The 19,540-nt window shown below is 62.2% G+C and carries 17 protein-coding genes; 6 read left to right on the top strand and 11 right to left on the bottom strand.

Going from position 1 to position 19,540, the window contains the following annotated elements; translation table 11 throughout:
- Window positions 1-204: 204 nt before the first annotated feature.
- Both GVL52_RS23185 and GVL52_RS23180 read right to left on the bottom strand, forming a co-directional pair.
- Window positions 205-738: a ribonuclease H gene (locus GVL52_RS23185; RefSeq protein ID WP_160011437.1), complete on the bottom strand. Its 534-nt coding sequence runs from the start codon at window positions 736-738 to the stop codon at window positions 205-207.
- A 109-nt stretch (window positions 739-847) separates the two neighbouring features.
- On the bottom strand, window positions 848-1,321 hold the full coding sequence (locus tag GVL52_RS23180; RefSeq protein ID WP_160011435.1) for a VOC family protein: 474 nt from the start codon (window positions 1,319-1,321) through the stop codon (window positions 848-850).
- An 819-nt stretch (window positions 1,322-2,140) separates the two neighbouring features.
- On the opposite strand from GVL52_RS23180, the gene GVL52_RS23175 reads away from it, so the two are divergent.
- The gene (locus GVL52_RS23175) at window positions 2,141-3,394 is read left to right on the top strand and encodes a D-arabinono-1,4-lactone oxidase (protein ID WP_160011433.1); all 1,254 of its coding nucleotides are present in this window, start codon (window positions 2,141-2,143) and stop codon (window positions 3,392-3,394) included.
- Between the two features lie 84 nt (window positions 3,395-3,478).
- Here the strand turns inward: GVL52_RS23175 and GVL52_RS23170 are convergent, their stop codons facing one another.
- Both GVL52_RS23170 and GVL52_RS23165 read right to left on the bottom strand, forming a co-directional pair.
- Window positions 3,479-3,880 carry a hypothetical protein gene (locus tag GVL52_RS23170; RefSeq protein WP_160011431.1) on the bottom strand — a complete coding sequence of 134 codons (402 nt, stop codon included), beginning with the start codon at window positions 3,878-3,880 and terminating at the stop codon, window positions 3,479-3,481.
- 296 nt (window positions 3,881-4,176) lie between these two features.
- A complete protein-coding gene (locus tag GVL52_RS23165) occupies window positions 4,177-5,304 on the bottom strand; it encodes a TDT family transporter (RefSeq protein WP_160011429.1) in 1,128 nt (375 codons plus the stop codon).
- 115 nt (window positions 5,305-5,419) lie between these two features.
- On the opposite strand from GVL52_RS23165, the gene GVL52_RS23160 reads away from it, so the two are divergent.
- Window positions 5,420-6,316: a LysR family transcriptional regulator gene (locus GVL52_RS23160; RefSeq protein ID WP_160011427.1), complete on the top strand. Its 897-nt coding sequence runs from the start codon at window positions 5,420-5,422 to the stop codon at window positions 6,314-6,316.
- Here GVL52_RS23160 and GVL52_RS23155 read toward each other — a convergent pair.
- Window positions 6,290-8,377 carry a bifunctional diguanylate cyclase/phosphodiesterase gene (locus GVL52_RS23155; RefSeq protein ID WP_160011425.1) on the bottom strand — a complete coding sequence of 696 codons (2,088 nt, stop codon included), beginning with the start codon at window positions 8,375-8,377 and terminating at the stop codon, window positions 6,290-6,292. The genes GVL52_RS23160 and GVL52_RS23155 overlap by 27 nt on opposite strands.
- Before the next feature lie 179 nt (window positions 8,378-8,556).
- Window positions 8,557-9,009 (bottom strand): helix-turn-helix domain-containing protein, encoded by a 453-nt coding sequence (locus GVL52_RS23150; RefSeq protein ID WP_160011423.1) that lies wholly within the window; start codon window positions 9,007-9,009, stop codon window positions 8,557-8,559.
- Window positions 9,010-9,080: 71 nt separating this feature from the next.
- Here GVL52_RS23150 and GVL52_RS23145 point away from each other — a divergent pair, with 71 nt between their 5' ends.
- The 3 genes from GVL52_RS23145 to GVL52_RS23135 all read left to right on the top strand — a co-directional run bounded on the left by GVL52_RS23145 (window position 9,081) and on the right by GVL52_RS23135 (window position 12,961).
- A complete protein-coding gene (locus tag GVL52_RS23145) occupies window positions 9,081-11,384 on the top strand; it encodes a heavy metal translocating P-type ATPase (protein ID WP_160011485.1) in 2,304 nt (767 codons plus the stop codon).
- A 226-nt stretch (window positions 11,385-11,610) separates the two neighbouring features.
- The gene (locus GVL52_RS23140; RefSeq protein ID WP_160011421.1) at window positions 11,611-12,459 is read left to right on the top strand and encodes a hypothetical protein; all 849 of its coding nucleotides are present in this window, start codon (window positions 11,611-11,613) and stop codon (window positions 12,457-12,459) included.
- Between the two features lie 205 nt (window positions 12,460-12,664).
- Window positions 12,665-12,961 carry a dynamin gene (locus GVL52_RS23135; protein WP_160011419.1) on the top strand — a complete coding sequence of 99 codons (297 nt, stop codon included), beginning with the start codon at window positions 12,665-12,667 and terminating at the stop codon, window positions 12,959-12,961.
- Window positions 12,962-13,152: 191 nt separating this feature from the next.
- Here the strand turns inward: GVL52_RS23135 and GVL52_RS23130 are convergent, their stop codons facing one another.
- The 4 genes from GVL52_RS23130 to GVL52_RS23115 all read right to left on the bottom strand — a co-directional run bounded on the left by GVL52_RS23130 (window position 13,153) and on the right by GVL52_RS23115 (window position 17,366).
- A complete protein-coding gene (locus GVL52_RS23130) occupies window positions 13,153-13,305 on the bottom strand; it encodes a hypothetical protein (protein WP_018899610.1) in 153 nt (50 codons plus the stop codon).
- A 153-nt stretch (window positions 13,306-13,458) separates the two neighbouring features.
- On the bottom strand, window positions 13,459-15,054 hold the full coding sequence (gene serA, locus GVL52_RS23125; protein ID WP_160011417.1) for a phosphoglycerate dehydrogenase: 1,596 nt from the start codon (window positions 15,052-15,054) through the stop codon (window positions 13,459-13,461).
- 85 nt (window positions 15,055-15,139) lie between these two features.
- A complete protein-coding gene (locus GVL52_RS23120) occupies window positions 15,140-16,318 on the bottom strand; it encodes a phosphoserine transaminase (RefSeq protein ID WP_160011415.1) in 1,179 nt (392 codons plus the stop codon).
- Between the two features lie 196 nt (window positions 16,319-16,514).
- Window positions 16,515-17,366, bottom strand: coding sequence for an outer membrane protein (locus tag GVL52_RS23115; RefSeq protein WP_160011413.1), 852 nt, complete (start codon window positions 17,364-17,366; stop codon window positions 16,515-16,517).
- A 361-nt stretch (window positions 17,367-17,727) separates the two neighbouring features.
- Here GVL52_RS23115 and GVL52_RS23110 point away from each other — a divergent pair, with 361 nt between their 5' ends.
- Window positions 17,728-17,934 carry a hypothetical protein gene (locus tag GVL52_RS23110; protein ID WP_160011411.1) on the top strand — a complete coding sequence of 69 codons (207 nt, stop codon included), beginning with the start codon at window positions 17,728-17,730 and terminating at the stop codon, window positions 17,932-17,934.
- Window positions 17,935-18,022: 88 nt separating this feature from the next.
- On the opposite strand, the gene glmM is transcribed toward GVL52_RS23110, so the two are convergent.
- Window positions 18,023-19,375, bottom strand: coding sequence for a phosphoglucosamine mutase (gene glmM, locus GVL52_RS23105; RefSeq protein ID WP_160011409.1), 1,353 nt, complete (start codon window positions 19,373-19,375; stop codon window positions 18,023-18,025).
- Window positions 19,376-19,540: the final 165 nt, after the last annotated feature.

The following is a 19,540-nucleotide window of genomic DNA, read 5'->3' as shown; positions in this document are numbered from 1 at the left end:
ATTCCACTCGGACGGGGCGCTGAAAATTGCAGTGATGGAGTAGAATGGCGCTTCCCGGCACCCCGGTTTATGCCCTCAACTCTTGAGCGCAAACAGTCACCTCAACCCTCTTCGTTCCTGTGTTCAGGCCTTGCCCGGGCGACGTCACAGGAATCCAGCGCACCCAAGTCCCTGGGTGCAGAGAACTCGCCACCCGGAACGACGTCAGTCATTCACGACCCAGATCCGCCCCTCTTCGGCAAGCGCATCCGCCCGCTCATTGCCCCTGATACCGACATGGCCCTTGCACCAGGCGATCGTCACCAGCGGGTTGGGCGACAGCGCCCGATCGATCGCCATCCAGAGTTCCGCATTGGCGATCGTCCGGCTGCGCAGTCTGGCGTTCGCGGTGATCTTCTTCCAGCCGTTGTTCTTCCAGATATGCCGCCAGCAGTTGCAGCCGTTCACAGCATATTGGGAATCGGTCCAGATGACCGCGTCGTGACCGCTGGCATGGCTGCCGATCCAGCGGGCCGCCTCGATAAGCGCAATCAGCTCCATGGAATTATTGGGAAAATCAGAGACACCGCCGTAGTCTGAGGCAATTTCCACCCCGTCGCGATAAACGACGAACGCCCAGCCCCCTCGCCGCGAACCCGGCTCGTAGGAGCCGTCCGTAAAAACCTGGAGCCCGGGTGCGAGCAGCGATTGCCCGACAGCACTGTCGGCAGGGCGGAGGTCGTTCGCAGTCTCGGTCATGTCGCCGTGTCAGTCAGTCGTGGAATCATCCACAATCAGGTAGCAGATTCCGCCGGCAATCCAACATCGCAAGCGGCCGCACCGCCCGGGATCGCAGTACCACGGCACCTCAGCCACGCCGGGCGGCTTCGATCGTGGCAACGTCGATCTTGCGCATCGTCATCATCGCCTCGAAGGCACGCTTGGCCTGATCGCCGCCGAGGGCAAGCGCTTCGGTCAGCACCCGCGGCGTGATCTGCCAGGAGATACCCCATTTGTCCTTGCACCAGCCACACTCGCTTTCCTGGCCGCCATTGCCAACGATGGCATTCCAGTAGCGGTCGGTCTCCTGCTGATCATCGGTTGCGATCTGGAAGGAGAAGGCCTCGCTGTGCTTGAACGTGGAACCGCCGTTGAGGCCGATGCAGGCAACGCCCGCAACCGTGAATTCGACCACCAGCACGTCTCCCTGCTGGCCGGACGGGTAGTCCCCGGGAGCACGAATGACGGCACCGACAGCGCTATCGGGAAAGGTCGCCGCGTAAAAATTCGCGGCTGCTTCGGCGTCCTTGTCGTACCATACGCAGATCGTGTTCTTTGCCATGGTCTGATCCTTTCGCTCTCTTCTTCCGATCTGATCCTTGAAACAGGAGGCAACCGCGCTTTCTCCACCCCGGGAAGACGCAGACGGTGCCGATCGCAGATGCCTCCTATATATTGATGAGGAAATTGGAATTGGTAGATAGACCGGCTATCTGCCGCCTTGGATAGCGAGCGCCGAAGACCAATCCTTGCCGTCATCCCGACCACCCTTGCGGGCACGACAACGGCTGCATGTGCCTCGCGAGGTCAGCCTCGGTCATGGCAGCTGCGGCAATATCCAACACCAGCAAGACGTCCGGTCAGTGTCTGCAGCTCGTGATCGAGCCACGACGTCGGGCCTCTGCGATGGGATCGCATCGAGAGCGGGGAAATCTGATGACCTTACGTGCCAAAACGCTTTTTGCCCTGACCACGGCCTCGCTCTTCCTGTGGAGCATGATGATTTCCGCCGGAGAACGCTGCCTCGTCGTCTTCACCGCAGCGTCCGGCGTGTAGTTCGACCCTTGCGTCGTGGCTGATCGATAGGCGTGGGCGCCCCCCTGGCAGATCGGCAAAAAAGAAGCCCCGCGTGAACGGAGCTTTCAAGTTGGAGAACGCCCTTCTGGGCGAGGCGCGAACCTAGCAGGGATAGATGTCGGTTCAACCGTGCCTCGGTTGCGTTTCCCTAGTCCATAGGACGTAAGTCCACCGCGCCGTCCGAACGCCCGCTCGACACCGGCGAGGTCTGTCGCAACGGCGCGCGCAGGCAGCGCACTTCTTCCTTTGTCCAGGCTTCGGCTACCGTGCTACCAAGCTATCGGGATTCGAGGAGGTTTGCTTTATGAAACAGGTGCCTGCAGCCAATTGGGCGGAGAGCTTTCACTATCGTTTCGAAGACTGCGTGTATCCGCAGTGTCTGGATGCGGTGTCGGAGATCGTCGCGCGCGTATCGTCGATCAAGACGCTCGGATCACGGCATTCGTTCAATGCCATCGCCGATGGAAGACACGCCCTGTCGCTTGCCGAACTGCCGGTCGATCCTGTGATCGAGGCCAACGGAACGCAGGTGACCGTCGGCGGTCACTGCACCTATGGGGAACTGGCGCTCTTTCTGCAGCGCCACCAGCGCGCCATCCACAATCTCGCATCGCTTCCGCACATCTCGATATCAGGCGCCATCGCCACCGCCACTCACGGCTCCGGCGACCGCAACGGCAGCCTGGCAACGGTGGTCTCCGGTCTCGAAATCGTCACCGGCGACGGCAGCGTCGTCAGGGCTGCCCGCGGCGATGCCGATTTCGACGGCATGGTGGTGCATCTCGGCGCGCTCGGCATCGTCACCCGCGTCACGCTCGATGTTCAGTCGGCGTTTGAGGTGGCGCAATGCGTCTATGAGGGTCTGGCCTGGGACAGCCTGCTCGACAACCTCGATGACATCATGGCCTCGGCCTACAGCGTCAGCGTCTTCACTCAATGGGCCGAAACGGCAGGTACCATCTGGCTGAAGCGCACAATATCCGATGACGCCTGGCCCGCCGAACTGCATGGTGCGAGCCGCGCCACCATCAAACGACACCCGATCATCGGGCTCGACCCGCAGAACGCCACCGATCAACTGGGGGAATACGGCCTCTGGTCGGACAGGCTTGCGCACTTCAAGATGGGCTTCACCCCGAGCAGCGGCGCCGAGATACAATCCGAATTTCACATTCCGCGAAAACACGGCGCAGCCGCGATCGGCGCGCTGTTGTCGATCCGCGACAGGTTCGCGCACCTGGTCCAGGCCGGCGAATTCCGCACCGTTGCCGCCGATAGCCTGTGGCTCAGCCCGCAATACAGAAACGACACGCTATCGATCCACTTCACCTGGATCAGGGATCAGGACGCCGTCGATGAAGCGGTCCGCCACATCGAGCAGGCGCTGTCGCCTTTCATGGCCCTGCCGCATTGGGGCAAGGTGTTCACGCCCCGCCATGTCGGCGCCAGCTATGAGAAGCTGCCGGACTTTGCCCGGCTCCGCAACAGCATGGACCCCGAACGCAAGTTCTCGAACCCGTGGCTGGAAGAGGTGGTGTTCGCAGAGAGCAAAGGCTGAGCCACCGGCTGAAACGAAAATGACGCCTCGCTTGCGGGCGTCATATCTCTGTAGAACCAGTGATGGCCTTCGAAGGTTAGCCGCTTACTCGGCAGCAGCCAGATACAGCGTGTTCTGCGACGACGAGGCAAGCGCATGCACGCGAGCTTCGGTCTTGGCGATCAGCTGGTAGAATTCGTCCTGCGCTTCCACATCGAGCTGGATGACGGCATTGACTTCATCCGGCGTATCGCAGACGCAGGCAATCGCCGATATCGGACAGACGCCACCCGGATAGCGTTTGCCGGTGCCGGTGTAGGCGCGGCGGCCCCAACGCTCGGAGTAGACGGTTTCTTCGCGCTCGATATGCAGAATCGAGCCCTTGCACGCCGTCACGATGCCGGCCTTGCCATAGGCAAACCAGTGATAATTCAGCTTTCGCAGAATATATTTGCCAGTGATGTCTTCTCCAGCCAGTTCGGCAGGGTCTTCAATCATTCTGATCATAACGGCTTCCTCAAGATGAGCTTAATATCCGTCATGTCCGCCGATGCGGCAAGCCAGAAAAGTGAAGCTTTTCTAACAACTTAGTCACAAAGTGTTTCCAATTCTTACACAAATGGCGACATTCGACGGCTGATTGGCACCATCTGACACGGCATCGGCACAAGGCAGACGCGGGAAATCGGCATATTTCGAAGAGAGGAAGGGCGGCTGCGCGCATGGACCGGAGGAGAGCCGCGAACCCTGAGGGAATTCGCCAAATGGGTGCAGGAACCTCCGCAAACAGCCCCGTCCGTCGCTCAGTTCTCCAGGCAGGGGTCGCAAAACAGCGTGCCTTCCACCGCACCCATCGATGTTTTGACAGCGACCAGCAGCCAGATCATCGCAAGGGCCGCAACCAGCAGGCAGCCGAAAGTGCCGATAGCAGCAACCGGGATCACGCTTCCAAGCTTCAGCGTTGCCAGTGCATAGACCCCGATCGGGAACGTATAGCCCCACCAGCCGAGATTGAACGCCATGCCGTGCCTGACGTAGCGTGCAGTGACGGCCAGCGCCATCGCGAGCCACCAGAGACCATAGGCCCAGAGCAGCACCGCGCCGAACAATGCAGCACCCGACATCGCATCGGCAAACGCCCCGAGCCCGCTTGCGCCAAGCACCGCCCGGCCGTTGATCGCAAACAGCACCAGCCCCAGCGCACCGGTGCCGATCGGCCCCAGCGCCAGAAAGGCGGTCGCCGCCATGCCGGCAGGCGGCAGGCTGTGCAGCACCATGCGCAGGAACAGGATGGTGAGGATACCGAGCGCCAGCGGCACCGAGGCGGCCCACAGCGCATAGCCCGCAAACAGCATAGTCATCTGCGCCGACGGATCGGCCACATGCGGCAGCAGCAACCCGCCGCTTGCCGCCGCCACTTCGCAGGCAACGATCGGCAGCAGCCAGACGGCGCTCATCTGATCGAACGCATGCGCCTGGCGCGTGAACATCGCAAAGGGAATGGCAAGGCCCGCCAGAACCGCAAGTCCCGCATCGACCCACCAGAGGCCTATGGCCACCGACGCCAGGGCTTCGCCGAACAACGGAATGCCGAACAGCACGGTTCCATTGACGATCGTCGCCAGCCCCATCGGAATACAGCCTAGGAACATCGACACGACGGGATGTTCGAAAGCCAAAAGGGCCTCACGCGGATGCCGCATCCACTTGCCGGCATAGAGGATGCTGAGGCCGACGAAGAGCAGGATATTCGCCAGCCACAGCGCCGCCCCGGCCTGCCACAACACGGCATGGTCAGGGAACTGGCCAAGACAGATGGCAAGAATGCCGGTGCCCATCGTCGTCGCAAACCAGTTCGGCGTGAAATGGCGGATACGCTGGGGTCTCGCGACACCTGTCTCGATGATGTGGGAGGCGCTGAACACGGTCATGGCTTTGTCCTTTCGACAGGCCATCGATACGCCCGCCAATCAATCACCTCCAACGAATTGTAATTCTCATTTCATTCGATAAAATCGAATGATTATTCAGCGGCCGGAAAAGCGCATGACACTCGAACAGCTTCGAATCTTTGTAGAAGTCGCGGCCCGCCAGCACATCACCCGGGCGGCCGCCCATCTCAACATGACGCAGTCAGCCGTCAGCGCCGCCATCTCGACGCTGGAAGGTCGTCACCGTGTGACGCTGTTCGACCGTGTCGGCCGTTCGATCGTGCTCAACGACACCGGCCGTCTGTTTCTGAAGGAAGCCCAGGCAGTGCTGGCAAGCGCCCGCGCTGCAGAAGCGGCATTGATGGACCTCTCCGGCCTGATGCATGGCGAGCTGTCGATCATGGCAAGCCAGACGGTGGCCGGCTACTGGCTGGCGCCGCGGCTGGCGGAATATCGCCGCCGCTATCCCGGCATCGCCCTCAGCGTGCGCATCGGCAACACGCAGGTGGTCGCCGACGCCGTCGCCGGGGGTCGCGCCGAGATCGGCCTGATCGAGTGGCCCGATGAACGCCGCAGCGTCTCGGCAAGACAGATCGACACCGACGAGATGATCGTCGTCGTCGCGCCGGGGCATCCGTGGTCGGACGCGCTGCCGCGGCAGGTCGGTGACTTCATACAGACGCCATGGATATTGCGGGAAGCGGGCTCGGGCACCCGCCACGCCTTCGAAAGCCTGTTGGAAACGGGTGGCCTGGATATCGGCGCGCTCGACATTGCCATGGCGCTACCCGGCAACGAGACGGTGATCGGCATGGTCGAGGCAGGCGTCGGCGCAACACTGATGTCGCGCACCATCGTCACCCCTTTGTTGCAGAGCGGTTCGCTGGTGGAAGCCAATGTCGCCCCCCTGCCTCGGCCCTTCTTCCTGCTGCGCCACGAGGAGCGCTATCACAGCAAGGCAGCGGATGCCTTCGACGCGATCGTCTCAGCGGCGGCCAGCAGCAGGCCGTGACGCACCGGCCGCAATCAGCGCCTGCGCCTGGCTCAGCGGCATCGGCCTGCCGAGCAGATAGCCCTGCACCTCGTCAAAACCCTCGCGCCGCAGCGCCTGAAGCTGCTCCTCGGTCTCGATCCCCTCGGCGAGCGTCGTCGCATTGAAGCCGGAGCCGATACCGACCACCGCGCGCACGATTGCCAGATTGCCGGGATCGGTGTCGATGCCGGCGACGAAGCTGCGGTCGAGCTTGATCTTGTCGAAGGCAAAGGCGCGCAAATAGCTGAAGGAGGAATAGCCGGTGCCGAAATCGTCGATGGCGATGCGGATGCCGAGTTCCTTCAGCGCCTTCAGCAATGGCAGGCTCTGCCCGACATCGGCGAGAAACACCGACTCGGTAATCTCGATCTCCAGCCGCTGCGGGCATAGCCCGCTCTCGTCGAGCGCCGAGACGACGCTGGCAAGCAGGCTGTTGTGACGAAACTGGCTGACCGAAAGGTTGACGGCGATCTTCAGATCCTTCGGCCATGCAGCCGCTGTCCGGCAGGCTTCACGCAGCACCCATTCGCCGATCGGCACGATCAGGCCGGTTTCTTCGGCAACCGGAATGAAATCCATCGGCGGGATCAGCCCGCGTTCCGGATGGTTCCAGCGGATCAGCGCCTCGAAGCCGCCAAGGCTGTCGTTCTCCAGCTGCACGATCGGCTGGTAATAGAGCTCGAACTGGTTCTTCTGCAGCGCCTCGCGCAATTCCACCGTCAGCATGTGCCGCCGCTCGGCCTCCAGCCGCATCGACGGCTCGTAGAAGCGATAGGTCGAGCGCCCGCTTTCCTTGGCCGCATAAAGCGCCAGATCGGCATGCCGCATCAGCACGTCGTTATCCTCGGCGTGATCGGGCGCCAGCGCAATGCCGATGCTGCAGGTGACATGCTCGCTGACGCCGTCGAGATCAAACGGCGAAGACAGCGACGTCAGCAGGCTCTCGGCAAAACGCTCGATGCAGCCCGGCTCCCGGAAGCGCATCAGAAGCGCGAACTCGTCACCGCCGAGACGGGCCACCAGATCGTTCCCGTCGGCCAGTTGCGTCAGCCGCCCGGCCACCTGGCACAGAAGGGCGTCGCCGGCGGCATGCCCCTTGCTGTCGTTGATATGCTTGAAATGATCGACGTCGAGATAAAGCAGCGCAACCGGCGTTTCGGCGGTGGCAAGTACCGCCTCGCGCTTGATATGTTCGGCAAAGAAGGCGCGGTTCGGCAGCCCGGTCAGCGCATCATGCATCGCCATATAGGCCAGCCGCGTCTCGACCGAGCGCTCCTCGGTAACGTCCTGGGAAATCCCGAGCAGATAGCGCGGCGGGCTTCCATCCGGAGACGGCAGTGCGCGCTTGACCGTGCGCAGGACGCGCGGCACGCCGTCGGCCCGGTGCATCGTCTCCTCGAAGCCGATCGCAGCCGGCGCCGCAAAGGCGCGCATGTCCTGCTCGCGAAAGGCGGCGGACTGGGCGTCGCCGAAGAAGATATGATCGCTCCTGCCGACCACATCGGCGGGGTTGCGGCCAATGATTTCGCCGCAGGCCTCATTGAAGATAATATAGAGACCATCGGCCTCCATATCCTTGACGAAGACGCCGACCGGAAGGTTGTCGACGATGCTGTCGAGCAGCGAGCGCGTGTCGCTGACCTCGCGATGCGCTGCATTGACCTCGGTGCGGTCCTGCACGATCGCCAGGATCGCGTCCCGGCCGTTGAAGCGCACGCCGCGACCATAGGTGAGAACCTCCACCATCGAGCCATCTGCCTTCAGATGCGTCCAGCGCTCGGCGCGCTCCATGTCGGTGCGCTGGTGCACGGCCGTGATCATCCGCTGGCGCTCATGCGCCGGGCGGATGTCGAGAACGGTCATCCCGGCATAGGCCTCGCGTGAATAACCATAGAGATCGATAGCGGCGTTGTTGACGATCAGAAAGCGCAACGTGTCGGGATCGTAGACCCACATCGGCGACGGATGGGTTGCGAAAAGGGACTGAAAATCATCATTGGGAGTATCTGATGAAACAAATGCTCTCTGAATACCTGTCATCGGTAAAATCACATGAATTTGATGGCGGACTTTTCTGGTATAGTGAAAAAAACTAAATAAAATCAGAATCATAAAGCGCACAAACTTTAGGCGGATAGCCTTTGCCGTGTGCAGAAACTTCACGGACTGTTAAGTTTCGCGGTTTTTGTTCACGCCTCGGAAAGATTTGGCCCCTCACTTCAGGAAGCCGGAATATTCAACGCCGGCAATCCGTGATGCGCATGCGCGCACTGGCCGTGATCGGCCAGGACCTCGATCACCCGGCACTGATCGACGCGACCATGCCCGCATCCCTCGACCATCGCTTCCAGCTCCACCTTCAGTGCCATCAGGCTGCGGATGCGCTGCTCGACATCGACAAGCCGCGCCTTGGCAATCGCATCGGCTGATGCACACGACTGATGCGGATCGTCCTGCAAGGTCAGCAGCGTGCGGATCGCATCGACCTCGAAGCCCAGTTCGCGCGCATGGCGGATGAACACCAGCCGGCTGATGTCGGCAGGCTCGTAGGCACGCTGGTTTCCCTCGCTGCGGCTCGGCTCACTCAATAGCCCGATGCCCTCGTAGTAGCGGATCGTGGGCACCTTGACGCCGCTCTGCCGCGACGCCTCGCCGATGGTGATCTTTTTCATGACTTTCCTCTTGCACCTCTAGTCGCTAGAGGATGTAGGAAGGATGCTCAGCAATGGCAAGGAAGCGGATGATGAGCGACATGGTCGAGAAGCGCTACAGGGTCGAAGGCATGGATTGCGCCAGTTGCGCCGCCAAGATCGACACTGCCGTGCGCCGCATGCCGGGCGTGGAGGACGTTTCGGTCTCCGTCACATCCGGCACGATGACCGTGCGCCACGATGGCAGCGGCGATCTCGCAGCCATCGAGAAGAAGGTCATCGGCCTCGGTTATGCTGTCAGGCAGTTCGCAGCGACCGCGAAACCGACGCCGGCCGCCTCTAAGCACGACCATTCACATGGCTCTGGTGAGCACGTTCACGGCCCGAACTGCAGCCACGACCACGCAGATGGACAGGGCGACGTGCACGGTCATGAACCCGGTGATGCTGACGATCACCATGATCATGATCACGCCATGCATGACGAACCCGCCGAGATCGAAGGTCTGCACGGTCATGATCACGCGCCGATGTCCGGCCCCTGGTGGCAGAGCCGGAAGGGTCGGTTGACGATCGTCTCGGGTGCTGCCCTCGTCATCGCCTACCTCGTCGGTCACCTGGTTCCGGCAATCGCCCCCTATGCCTTCATCGCCGCCATGCTGGTCGGCCTCATCCCGATCGCGCGCCGGGCCGTCATGGCGGCACTTGCGGGCACGCCGTTTTCGATCGAGATGCTGATGACCATCGCCGCCGTCGGCGCCGTCATCATCCATGCCGGCGAGGAAGCGGCAACCGTGGTCTTCCTGTTTCTCGTCGGAGAATTGCTGGAGGGGGTTGCAGCAGGCAAGGCGCGTGCCAGCATCCAGTCGCTGACGACGCTGGTGCCAAAAAGCGCCCTGCTCGAAGACAACGGCACCACCCGCGAAGTCCCGGCCGAAACCCTTGCCGTCGGCGCCACCATCCTTGTCCGCCCCGGTGACCGCATCTCCGCCGACGGCACCATTCTGTCTGGCGAAAGCGCCATCGACGAGGCACCGGTCACAGGTGAAAGCACGCCGGTCCGCAAGGGCGAAGGCGACACGGTGTTTGCCGGCACGGTCAACGGCGACGCGGCACTGCGTGTGAAAGTGACCGCCGCTGCCGCTGACAACACTATTGCCCGTGTCGTCCGTCTGGTCGAGGAAGCCCAGGAGAAGAAGGCGCCCACCGAACGCTTCATCGATCGCTTCTCGCGCTATTATACGCCGGGTGTCGTCGTCGTCGCCGCTCTGGTCGCCATCCTGCCGCCGCTGCTGGCCGGCGGCTCATGGAACGAGTGGGTCTACAAGGGCCTGGCGATCCTTTTGATCGGCTGCCCCTGCGCACTGGTCATCTCCACTCCCGCCGCCATCGCCGCATCGCTGTCGTCAGGCGCCCGCCGCGGCCTGCTGCTGAAAGGCGGCGCGGTGCTGGAGACGCTTGACAAGATCAATGCGGTAGCGCTCGACAAGACCGGCACGCTGACGCAGGGCAAGCCTGTTGTCACCGACATCCTCAGCTTCGGCCACTCCGAGACAGAGGTTCTGACCAATGCCGCAGCGCTGGAGACCGGCTCCAGCCACCCGCTGGCGCTCGCCATCCTCAGCAAGGCCGCCAAGGATGCCATCACCATTCCCACGGCCAGCAACGCCAAGGCACTCGGCGGCAAGGGCGTGACCGCGACCGTCGAGGGCCGCGACATCTTCCTCGGCTCACCGAGAGCCGCAGCCGAACGCATCGCGCTGTCGCCGGAACAGCTGGCACAGATCGCCACGCTGAACGACCAGGGCAAGACCGTCTCCGTGCTGATCTCAGGTGGCGTGCTCTCCGGCGCCATCGCCATGCGCGACGAACCGCGCGACGACGCCGAGGCCGGCCTCAAGGCCCTCACCGACGCCGGCATCAAGATCGTCATGCTGACCGGCGACAACAGCCGCACTGCCAACGCCATCGGCCAGGAACTCGGCATCGAGGTCCGCGCCGAACTGATGCCCGAGGACAAGCAGAGGATCGTCGGCGAGTTGCAGCGTCAGGGCCTTAAGGTCGCCAAGGTCGGCGATGGCATCAACGACGCCCCGGCGCTGGCTGCGGCCGATATCGGCATCGCCATGGGCGGCGGCACCGACGTGGCGCTGGAAACCGCCGACGCCGCCATCCTGCATGGCAGGGTCGGCGATGTCGCCGCGATGATCGCGCTCTCGAAGCGCACCATGCGCAACATCACCCAGAACATCACCATCGCGCTCGGCCTCAAGGCGGTATTCCTGGTCACGACCATCGCCGGCATCACCGGGCTATGGCCGGCAATCCTTGCCGATACCGGCGCCACCGTACTGGTCACGATCAACGCCCTCAGGCTTTTGCGGCCAAAGTCATAACAGGCTTACCGATGTCTTAATTTGACCCATGGCGCCGCTTTTTCCCCTGATATTGTCGGGGAATCGGCACAACCATCCGCAGGGCGTGTATTTACCAAGCAATTCAACTAGATGCAAAATTAGGCATATAAACTTATCTTAAAAAGCAACGGCTGATTGAGAAGATTGCGAAACAGATGAGCTTCTAAGGGGGCGCTGTGCATTAAATTCGCAAGGCTCTCACATCATGCTCGAAGGCATCCTCCCAGGAACGACCACTTCATCCGGCAGCAGCGCTGCGAGCTCAGGCTCCTCTGCAAGCTCCGGCCAGACATCGACGACCCAGCCCGAATCCACATCGTCGCCAACGCCAGCAGACGATCCGGCCGCCTATCCGCCGGAGGAAACAGACGACGAAACCTACTCGGCCCAGGCGACAGCCACCGACGGCGACGAGACCCAGGAAGCCGGATCCGGCCAATCGGCGGACCAGACAGAAGCCACTTCCGGATCTGACCAGCCCTCAACCGGCGAGGCGCCATCCACCGAACAGCCGCCTTCCTCACCCACGACAACGCCTGACAGCAGCGAGCCGCAGGCCGCCGCCGGGCAACAGCAGGCCAGCCAGCCGGAAGCGAGCGATCAGACGGGAACGTCTGGCGCAGAGGATGCGGACGAGGCGACCGGGAAGCCGTCAAGCGACGTAAGCGCCAGCACCCCGACGGACACGCAGCAGACCACATCGGCCAATTCGGCCACCGGCAGTGGCTCCACCGCGCCCGCATCCGGCCACACCACAGACAGTGCCGCCACAACGCCTGCCGTGACCCCGACCGTTCCGCGGCAGACGACGAGCCCATCGTCCACATCGACGGCTGCCAGCAATTCCAAGACCGAAACCGACGAAGACAGCATCGACGTGACCGACCTGTTGAAGAAGCAGGCCGAACAGCAGCTTGAAGCGCAGCGCCTGACATCCCTGTTCTCGCAGTCCTCCAATGGCAACGCATCGCCGTTCCTGTCGCTCTTCGGCGTCCAGAGCGGCAGTGACGAGAGCCGTGTCGATATGGTGACGCTTCTCTACCAACAGTTCTGAGCGGGCCGGCTCGGCGCGCCGACACCGCCGAGCAGCACATCGCTTGCCGCCGCAAATAACAGAACCCGGCACGTCACCCTGTGCCGGGTTCTGTCGTCTTCACCGGTAGATCACAGGCGCGCCAGACGCGCTCGCATGGGCAAATTGCCGGCATTCTGGAACTTGCCGCCGGCTGACGAGTTAATGGCTTAGGAGGAGGAGTATCATGACCAATGATTTCAACCGCCCAGATGCGCTGGGCAGCAAGCCACCGAAGGGTTCGTCGAAGACCATGTGGGTCGTCGTTGCCCTTTTGGTCGTCATCGTCGCTTTGGCTGCGACCTACTGGCCAAGAGGTGGAACCGGTCCGATGGCAACCGCGCCGAAGACCACCGCGCCGGTCACCGAACCAGCCGCGCCGCCAGCCATGCAGGCCACCCCACCGGCCGCAACGCCGCCTGCAGCAGCCCCGGCGCCCGCGACTCCAGCACCTGCGACCCCGGCGCCTGCAACCCCGCAGTAAGCCTCGGTCAGATACGGACGCAAAGAACGAGCTCGCCAGATCTGGCGGGCTCTCTTTTGCATCAGAGAATCAGTTCTCCTGGAAGTCTCGTGAGCAAACCGCTGCCCCCTGCCTGATCCCTCCGCTGGTAACAGGAGCGAAGGCAGCGACGGCGCATCCTGTCACAGCCGTCTTGGCGCCGCGCCGGGCAATCAGTTCTGCCCGGCTTTGAGCACGCGGTGGGTGCTGTCATCAACGGCGTTGCCCATCTGGCGGCCGTCCTTGGCAAGACCATTGGCCGTATTGGCGCAGGACGACAGCGCCAGCAGCGATGTCAGGGCAATGGCAACGGCAAATCGTGTCATGAAAATCTCCTCGGGGATGGGCCGGAATGGCAACGCCCGCAGGTAGATAGCGCCCCGTCGCGAGCGATCAACGGCCTCGCCCGCGTCCAGAAACAGAAAACCCGGCACAGTTACCTGTGCCGGGTCTCTTCAATGCTTCCTTGGGAGGAATGCTCAATCTACAGCAAATACGAGCGGCTTGGCCTGTCGGATTGCTGCGTTGGCAGTTAATTTTGCCAGCACGTCGACGCCGAGCGGACCATCGACGTAGAGCAGCGCGATCGCATCGCCGCCCTGCTGGTCGCGACCGAGCTGGAAGTTGGCGATGTTGACGCCGGCGGCACCGAGCGTCGTGCCGATGAAGCCGATCATGCCGGGAACGTCGGTGTTGGTGATGTAGACCATGTGGCTGCCGACATCGGCGTCGAGATTGATGCCCTTGATCTGGATGAAGCGCGGCTTGCCGTCGGAAAACACCGTACCGGCGACCGAACGGGTCATCGTTTCGGTCTTCACCGTCAGCTTGATGTAGCCGTCATAGACGCCGGTCTTGTCGCGCTTGACTTCGGAGAGCACGATGCCCTTTTCCTTGATCATCACCGGCGCCGAAACCATGTTGACGTCGGAGACCTGGCTGCGGATCAGACCGGCCAGCGTTGCCGATGTCAGCGCCCGGGTGTTCATGCCGGCGGTGACGCCGTCGTAGAGGATCTCGATTTCCTTGATCGGCTCGTCGGTGACCTGGCCGACGAAGGCGCCGAGAACGTCGGCAAGCTTGATGAACGGCTTCAGCAGCGGCGCTTCTTCAGCGGTGATCGACGGCATGTTGATGGCGTTGGAAACGGCACCCTTGATCAGGTAATCCGACATCTGCTCGGCAACCTGCAGGGCAACGTTTTCCTGCGCTTCCGTGGTCGAGGCGCCAAGATGCGGCGTGCAGACGACGTTCGGCAGGCCGAACAGCGGGCTTTCCTTGGCAGGCTCGACTTCGAACACGTCGAAGCCGGCCCCGGCAACGTGGCCAGACTTGATCGCTTCGGCAAGCGCTGCCTCGTCAACCAGGCCACCACGGGCGCAGTTGATGATGCGCACGCCGGGCTTGGTCTTGGCGAGGTTTTCCTTGCCGAGGATGCCGCGGGTCTTGTCGGTCATCGGGACGTGCAGCGTGATGAAGTCGGCCTTGGCCAGCAGCTCGTCGAGCTCGACCTTGGTGACGCCCATCTCTTCGGCGCGTTCCTTCGACAGGAAGGGGTCATAGGCCAAAACATGCATGCCCAGCCCGATGGCCTTCTTGCAGACGATGCCGCCGATATTGCCGGCACCGATGACGCCGAGCGTCTTGCCGGTAATCTCGACACCCATGAACTTCGACTTTTCCCACTTGCCGGCCTGCGTCGAGGCATCGGCCTGCGGCAGCTGGCGGGCAACGGCGAACATCAGCGCGATGGCGTGCTCTGCCGTGGTGATCGAGTTGCCGAACGGCGTGTTCATGACGATGATGCCGCGGCGCGAGGCGGCCGGAATATCGACGTTATCGACGCCGATGCCGGCGCGGCCGATGACCTTGAGGTTGGTCGCGGCAGCAATCAGCTTTTCCGTCGCCTTGGTGGCGGAGCGGATGGCCAGACCATCGTAATTGCCGATGATTTCGGCGAGCTTGTCCTTGTCCTTGCCGAGCTGCGGCTGGAAATCGACGTCTACGCCGCGATCACGGAAGATCTGGACGGCGGTTTCCGACAGTTCGTCGGATACGAGAACGCGAGGTGCCATTGGGGGCTTCCTTCAAAAAGTTCAGCGATGGATGAAATCAGCGATGCGTGGCTCCGCCCGTTCGGCGGAGCCCTATGCGATCAACTCAGGCCGCAGCCTGGGACAGCGTTGCCTTCTGGGTCTCGAAAGCCCAGGTCAGCCACGGCATCAGCGTCTGCATGTCTGCCGTTTCGATGGTGGCGCCTGCCCAGATGCGAAGGCCGGACGGCGCGTCGCGGTAATGGCCGATGTCATATGCGACACCTTCCTTGTCGAGCAGGGAGACGAGACCCTTGGCGAAGTTCGCCTGGCCGTCGGCGTCGAGTGCCGCCACGTCCTTGTCGGTGATCTTCAGGCAGACCGAGGTGTTCGAAGCCGTCTCGGCCTTCACCGCCAGGTTGGCGATCCAGTCGTTGGCAGCCACGAAGTCGGCAATCACCTTGGCATTGGCGTCGGCACGGGCCATCAGGCCCTTCAGACCGCCGACCTGCTTCGACCACTGCAGCGCATCGATATAGTCCTCGACGCAGAGCATCGACGGCGTGTTGATGGTTTCGCCGGTGAATATGCCCTCGATCAGCTTGCCGCCCGAGGTCATGCGGAAAATCTTCGGCAGCGGCCAGGCCGGTGCGTAGGTCGTCAGACGTTCGACGGCACGCGGCGACAGGATGATGACGCCATGCGCGCCCTCGCCGCCGAGAACCTTCTGCCAGGAGAAGGTAACGACATCGAGCTTGGCGAAATCGAGGTTCTGCGCGAATGCGGCAGAGGTCGCATCGCAGATCGTCAGGCCCTTGCGGTCGGCAGGGATGAAATCGGCGTTCGGAACGCGCACACCGGAGGTGGTGCCGTTCCAGGTGAAGACGACGTCGCGGTCGAAATCGATGGTCGAGAGGTCAGGCAGCTCGCCGTAATCGGCTTCGATCTTGCGGACATCTTTCAGCTTCAGCTGCTTGACGACGTCGGTGACCCAACCGGCGCCAAAGCTTTCCCAGGCGACCATATCGACGCCGCGCTCGCCGAGCAGCGACCAGAGTGCCATTTCGACGGCGCCGGTATCGGAGGCAGGAACGATGCCGATGCGGTAGTCCGCGGGCACTTCCAGAATTTCACGGGTAAGATCGATGGCCTGCTTCAGCTTCGTCTTTCCGACTTTCGCGCGGTGCGAACGGCCAAGCGGCGCGTCGGAAAGGGCTTCAAGCGACCAACCGGGCCGCTTCGAGCAAGGGCCAGAAGAGAAATGGGTATTGTTCGGACGGAGGTCCGGCTTTGCGGTCTGTGTCATCTGCTATCCTTCCAGATAGATAGCCCTTCGTTGGGGAAGGGTGTCCCGCCGCCGTAGATACAGCTGTGTTCCGTCATCGTCAACGGAGAAGTGTCGCGGGCAGAGGAACTTTTGACGCAGGCGCGACGCAAGTGATCACGCACGAAAGCCGCCCGGTGGGGCGGCTTTCGATGATATCTAATATAACGAGCTGATCTTACTTGTAGACCGGCTGCTGCAGCGGAATCTCTGGCGCAGGCTCGTAGGACGCTGTCTGGCAGCCGCCGAACATGTAACGGGCGCCGACGCGTGCTTCGTGAACGTTGAAGCCCTTGTCGCGGCCTGGGCCGCCATTTTCGTTGTAGCCGAACATGTCGCCGCTGCCGACGTGCAGGAAGCGATAGCCGACGTCGGCCTTGACGTTGCAGGTCACATCGATCGATGCACCGGCCATCAGGCCGTAGCTGAAGCGCCAGCCGCCCTGACCGCCGTGGATGACGGTGTCATCGCAGCCATTGCCGCTGCCGCTGGTGTCGCAGGATGTGTTGCTCAGGTCTTTCCACTTCACGTAGGTGCCACCGATACCGGCGCCGACGTAAGGCGTGACATAGCCGTAGGTGCCGAGATCGACATAGGCGTTGGCCATCAGCGACCAGGCCGTCATCGACGAAAGATCGGTCGAGGAGCAGGTCACCTGGCAGGCGCCGAAGTCCGAGCCGCCGCCATTGGTCGAGCCATGGAAATCCGACTTGCCGAGATAGTCGAGTGTCAGGTCGGTACGGAGGTAGCTGTTGACCTGGTAACCGACACCGACGCCGGCCGTCCATGCGTCGTCGAGATCCGCCCTGTCGAAATCCGCTTCGCTGGCATTGCTGCCCTGGAAGTATTTCGCACCGCGAAGATCGTTGAAGCCATAGCCGACATCGCCACGAAGATACCAGCCGGTCGCTTCGGTCACGGCGACCTCAGGCGGGGCTTCGGCAATCGGTTCCGCAGGCATCAGGTCCGCGGCATACGCATTCGAGGTAATGAGCAAAGCGGCAAGAATGCCGGACAAGCTTCTCTTCATGGATCCCACTCCAAAGTTCGTCACGTGGCAGGACCAATCGCTGCCAGCTGGATACGTTTCGGTAAGGATAATGAAGTGGAAACGTTAAGGGCGGCTTAACCGTAATTCGCAAATATCAGCACCAGCTGGATTCTACTCCAAACCATTGAAAATACGCCATCTTATTTACAACCACGACGAGAACAACCAGGAAGAAGCCAAGCGCGCGGGCCGCCATGCGCTAAAACGAAATTTCGCCCGGGTTAACAAAGTTAATAGCGCCGCCCACGCTGCGGCCCTAGAATCAGGCATCGGTCGCATTTGTCTAGGCGACGACCGCTTGGAAGTTGGTAAGCGCTTCTGCCCTAGAGGAGGTGTGCAGATGTCGAAGCTCAACAGAGCTATTTCGTTCCAGGATGACCTTTCGCCGGTTTTCGAAGCCCTGTCCGCATGGTGCAGGGAACAGAAGTTCGGCCCCGACAGCCTGCAGGGTTGCGCCGCCGCTTCGCGCCTGCTTGACCTATTCGAAGACGGCTTCCTCACAACGCTGGCGCTGCTGGACGCCATGCGCCGGGAAGCCACCCGGTAAGGCAAATGCCCAGCCGAGGGCTGGGCATTGTAGAACCTATGAAGTCGCGGTGCGTGTTGGTCGCCGCGTCTGCGCAGGAGACAAGCTCTTACGCCGCCGTGCGAACGCTCGAGATCGTGCCGATCAGATCGTTGACGATCCGCTCGATCTGGCCGCGATCGTCGCCTTCCGCCATCACGCGGATCAGCGGCTCGGTGCCCGAAGGGCGGATCACCAGACGGCCGCTCTTGGCAAGCTCGGCCTCCGCCTCGGCAATCGCCTTTTGCACATGCATGTCCTCAAGCGGCTTGCCGCCGGAATAGCGCACGTTGCGCAGAAGCTGCGGCACCGGCTCGAACCGGCGGCAGATTTCGCTGACCGTCTTGCCGGTGCGCTTGACTGCCACCAGGATCTGCAGCGCCGCCACGAGGCCGTCGCCCGTCGTGCCGTAATCCGACAGCACGATATGGCCGGACTGTTCGCCGCCGACGTTGAAATTGTTCTGGCGCATATGCTCGACCACGTAGCGGTCACCGACTGCGGTCCGCACCAGGTCGAGACCCTTGCCCTGCAGGAAGCGCTCAAGCCCGAGATTGGACATCACGGTGGCAACGATGCCGCCGCCGCGCAGCTGCTGGTTCTCGGCATAGCTTTCGGCAATGACAGCCATCAGCTGGTCGCCATCGACGACAGCGCCGTTCTCATCGACGATGATCACCCGGTCCGCATCGCCATCGAGCGCAATGCCGATATCGGCGCGCACTTCATCGACCTTCTTCTGCAAGGCCACCGGGCTGGTGGAGCCGCAATTGAGATTGATATTGGTGCCATTGGGCTCGTTACCGATGACGACGACCTCGGCACCCAGCTCCCAGAGCACCGCAGGCGCCACCTTGTAGGCAGCACCATTGGCGCAATCGATGGCGATCCTCAGGCCCTGCAGCGTCACGTCGCGCGGCAGCGTGCGCTTGGCATGCTCGATATAGCGGTCGTGAACGCCATCGACGCGCTTGGCGCGGCCGATATCGTCGGACTTGGCCAACTGCGAGGTCAGGTCCTTCTCAAGCAGATCCTCGATCTGCATCTCCAGCTCATCCGACAGCTTGTAGCCATCCGGTCCGAACAGCTTGATGCCGTTGTCTTCGTAAGGGTTATGCGAGGCCGAGATCATCACGCCGATATCGGCGCGCAGCGAGCGCGTCAGCATGGCAACGGCAGGTGTCGGGATCGGGCCGAGAACGAAGGCGTCGAGGCCGGCGGCGGTGAAACCCGCGACCATGGCGTTTTCGAGCATATAGCCCGACAGACGCGTGTCCTTGCCGATAACGACCCGGTGGCGGTGGTTGCCGCGGCGGAAGATCGTGCCTGCCGCAATGCCGACCCGCATCGCGAGATCGGGTGTCATCGGGAACACGTTGGATTGACCGCGAATGCCGTCCGTGCCGAAGTAACGTCTTTTCATATGCACCCCTGTGCCTTGAGCGCGCCTGAGGCTGCGCATCACCGTGTCAGCAATTATGCACGCCGTGGCGTGTTCCCTCGCTATCGAGGCCTCCTGTCGAGGCCATCTTGTGACAGCGGAATGCCACAAATCGCGGCAAGCATCACGTCAATTACCGAGAAAACT

This window comes from Rhizobium sp. 18055 (genome assembly GCF_902706285.1).
Taxonomy (GTDB): domain Bacteria; phylum Pseudomonadota; class Alphaproteobacteria; order Rhizobiales; family Rhizobiaceae; genus Rhizobium.
This window is presented reverse-complemented; position numbering and strand designations above follow the sequence as displayed.

What these genes read in the sequence shown, in the direction of transcription:
- GVL52_RS23115 (WP_160011413.1), bottom strand. Translation starts at nt 17,366, where the DNA reads ATGAAGAGAAGCTTGTCCGGCATTCTTGCCGCTTTGCTCATTACCTCG.
- glmM (WP_160011409.1), bottom strand. Translation starts at nt 19,375, where the DNA reads ATGAAAAGACGTTACTTCGGCACGGACGGCATTCGCGGTCAATCCAAC.
- GVL52_RS23145 (WP_160011485.1), top strand. Translation starts at nt 9,081, where the DNA reads ATGAGCGACATGGTCGAGAAGCGCTACAGGGTCGAAGGCATGGATTGC.
- GVL52_RS23165 (WP_160011429.1), bottom strand. Translation starts at nt 5,304, where the DNA reads ATGACCGTGTTCAGCGCCTCCCACATCATCGAGACAGGTGTCGCGAGA.
- serA (WP_160011417.1), bottom strand. Translation starts at nt 15,054, where the DNA reads ATGGCACCTCGCGTTCTCGTATCCGACGAACTGTCGGAAACCGCCGTC.
- GVL52_RS23155 (WP_160011425.1), bottom strand. Translation starts at nt 8,377, where the DNA reads ATGACAGGTATTCAGAGAGCATTTGTTTCATCAGATACTCCCAATGAT.
- GVL52_RS23180 (WP_160011435.1), bottom strand. Translation starts at nt 1,321, where the DNA reads ATGGCAAAGAACACGATCTGCGTATGGTACGACAAGGACGCCGAAGCA.
- GVL52_RS23120 (WP_160011415.1), bottom strand. Translation starts at nt 16,318, where the DNA reads ATGACACAGACCGCAAAGCCGGACCTCCGTCCGAACAATACCCATTTC.
- GVL52_RS23170 (WP_160011431.1), bottom strand. Translation starts at nt 3,880, where the DNA reads ATGATCAGAATGATTGAAGACCCTGCCGAACTGGCTGGAGAAGACATC.
- GVL52_RS23175 (WP_160011433.1), top strand. Translation starts at nt 2,141, where the DNA reads ATGAAACAGGTGCCTGCAGCCAATTGGGCGGAGAGCTTTCACTATCGT.
- GVL52_RS23140 (WP_160011421.1), top strand. Translation starts at nt 11,611, where the DNA reads ATGCTCGAAGGCATCCTCCCAGGAACGACCACTTCATCCGGCAGCAGC.
- GVL52_RS23185 (WP_160011437.1), bottom strand. Translation starts at nt 738, where the DNA reads ATGACCGAGACTGCGAACGACCTCCGCCCTGCCGACAGTGCTGTCGGG.
- GVL52_RS23150 (WP_160011423.1), bottom strand. Translation starts at nt 9,009, where the DNA reads ATGAAAAAGATCACCATCGGCGAGGCGTCGCGGCAGAGCGGCGTCAAG.
- GVL52_RS23135 (WP_160011419.1), top strand. Translation starts at nt 12,665, where the DNA reads ATGACCAATGATTTCAACCGCCCAGATGCGCTGGGCAGCAAGCCACCG.
- GVL52_RS23110 (WP_160011411.1), top strand. Translation starts at nt 17,728, where the DNA reads ATGTCGAAGCTCAACAGAGCTATTTCGTTCCAGGATGACCTTTCGCCG.
- GVL52_RS23160 (WP_160011427.1), top strand. Translation starts at nt 5,420, where the DNA reads ATGACACTCGAACAGCTTCGAATCTTTGTAGAAGTCGCGGCCCGCCAG.
- GVL52_RS23130 (WP_018899610.1), bottom strand. Translation starts at nt 13,305, where the DNA reads ATGACACGATTTGCCGTTGCCATTGCCCTGACATCGCTGCTGGCGCTG.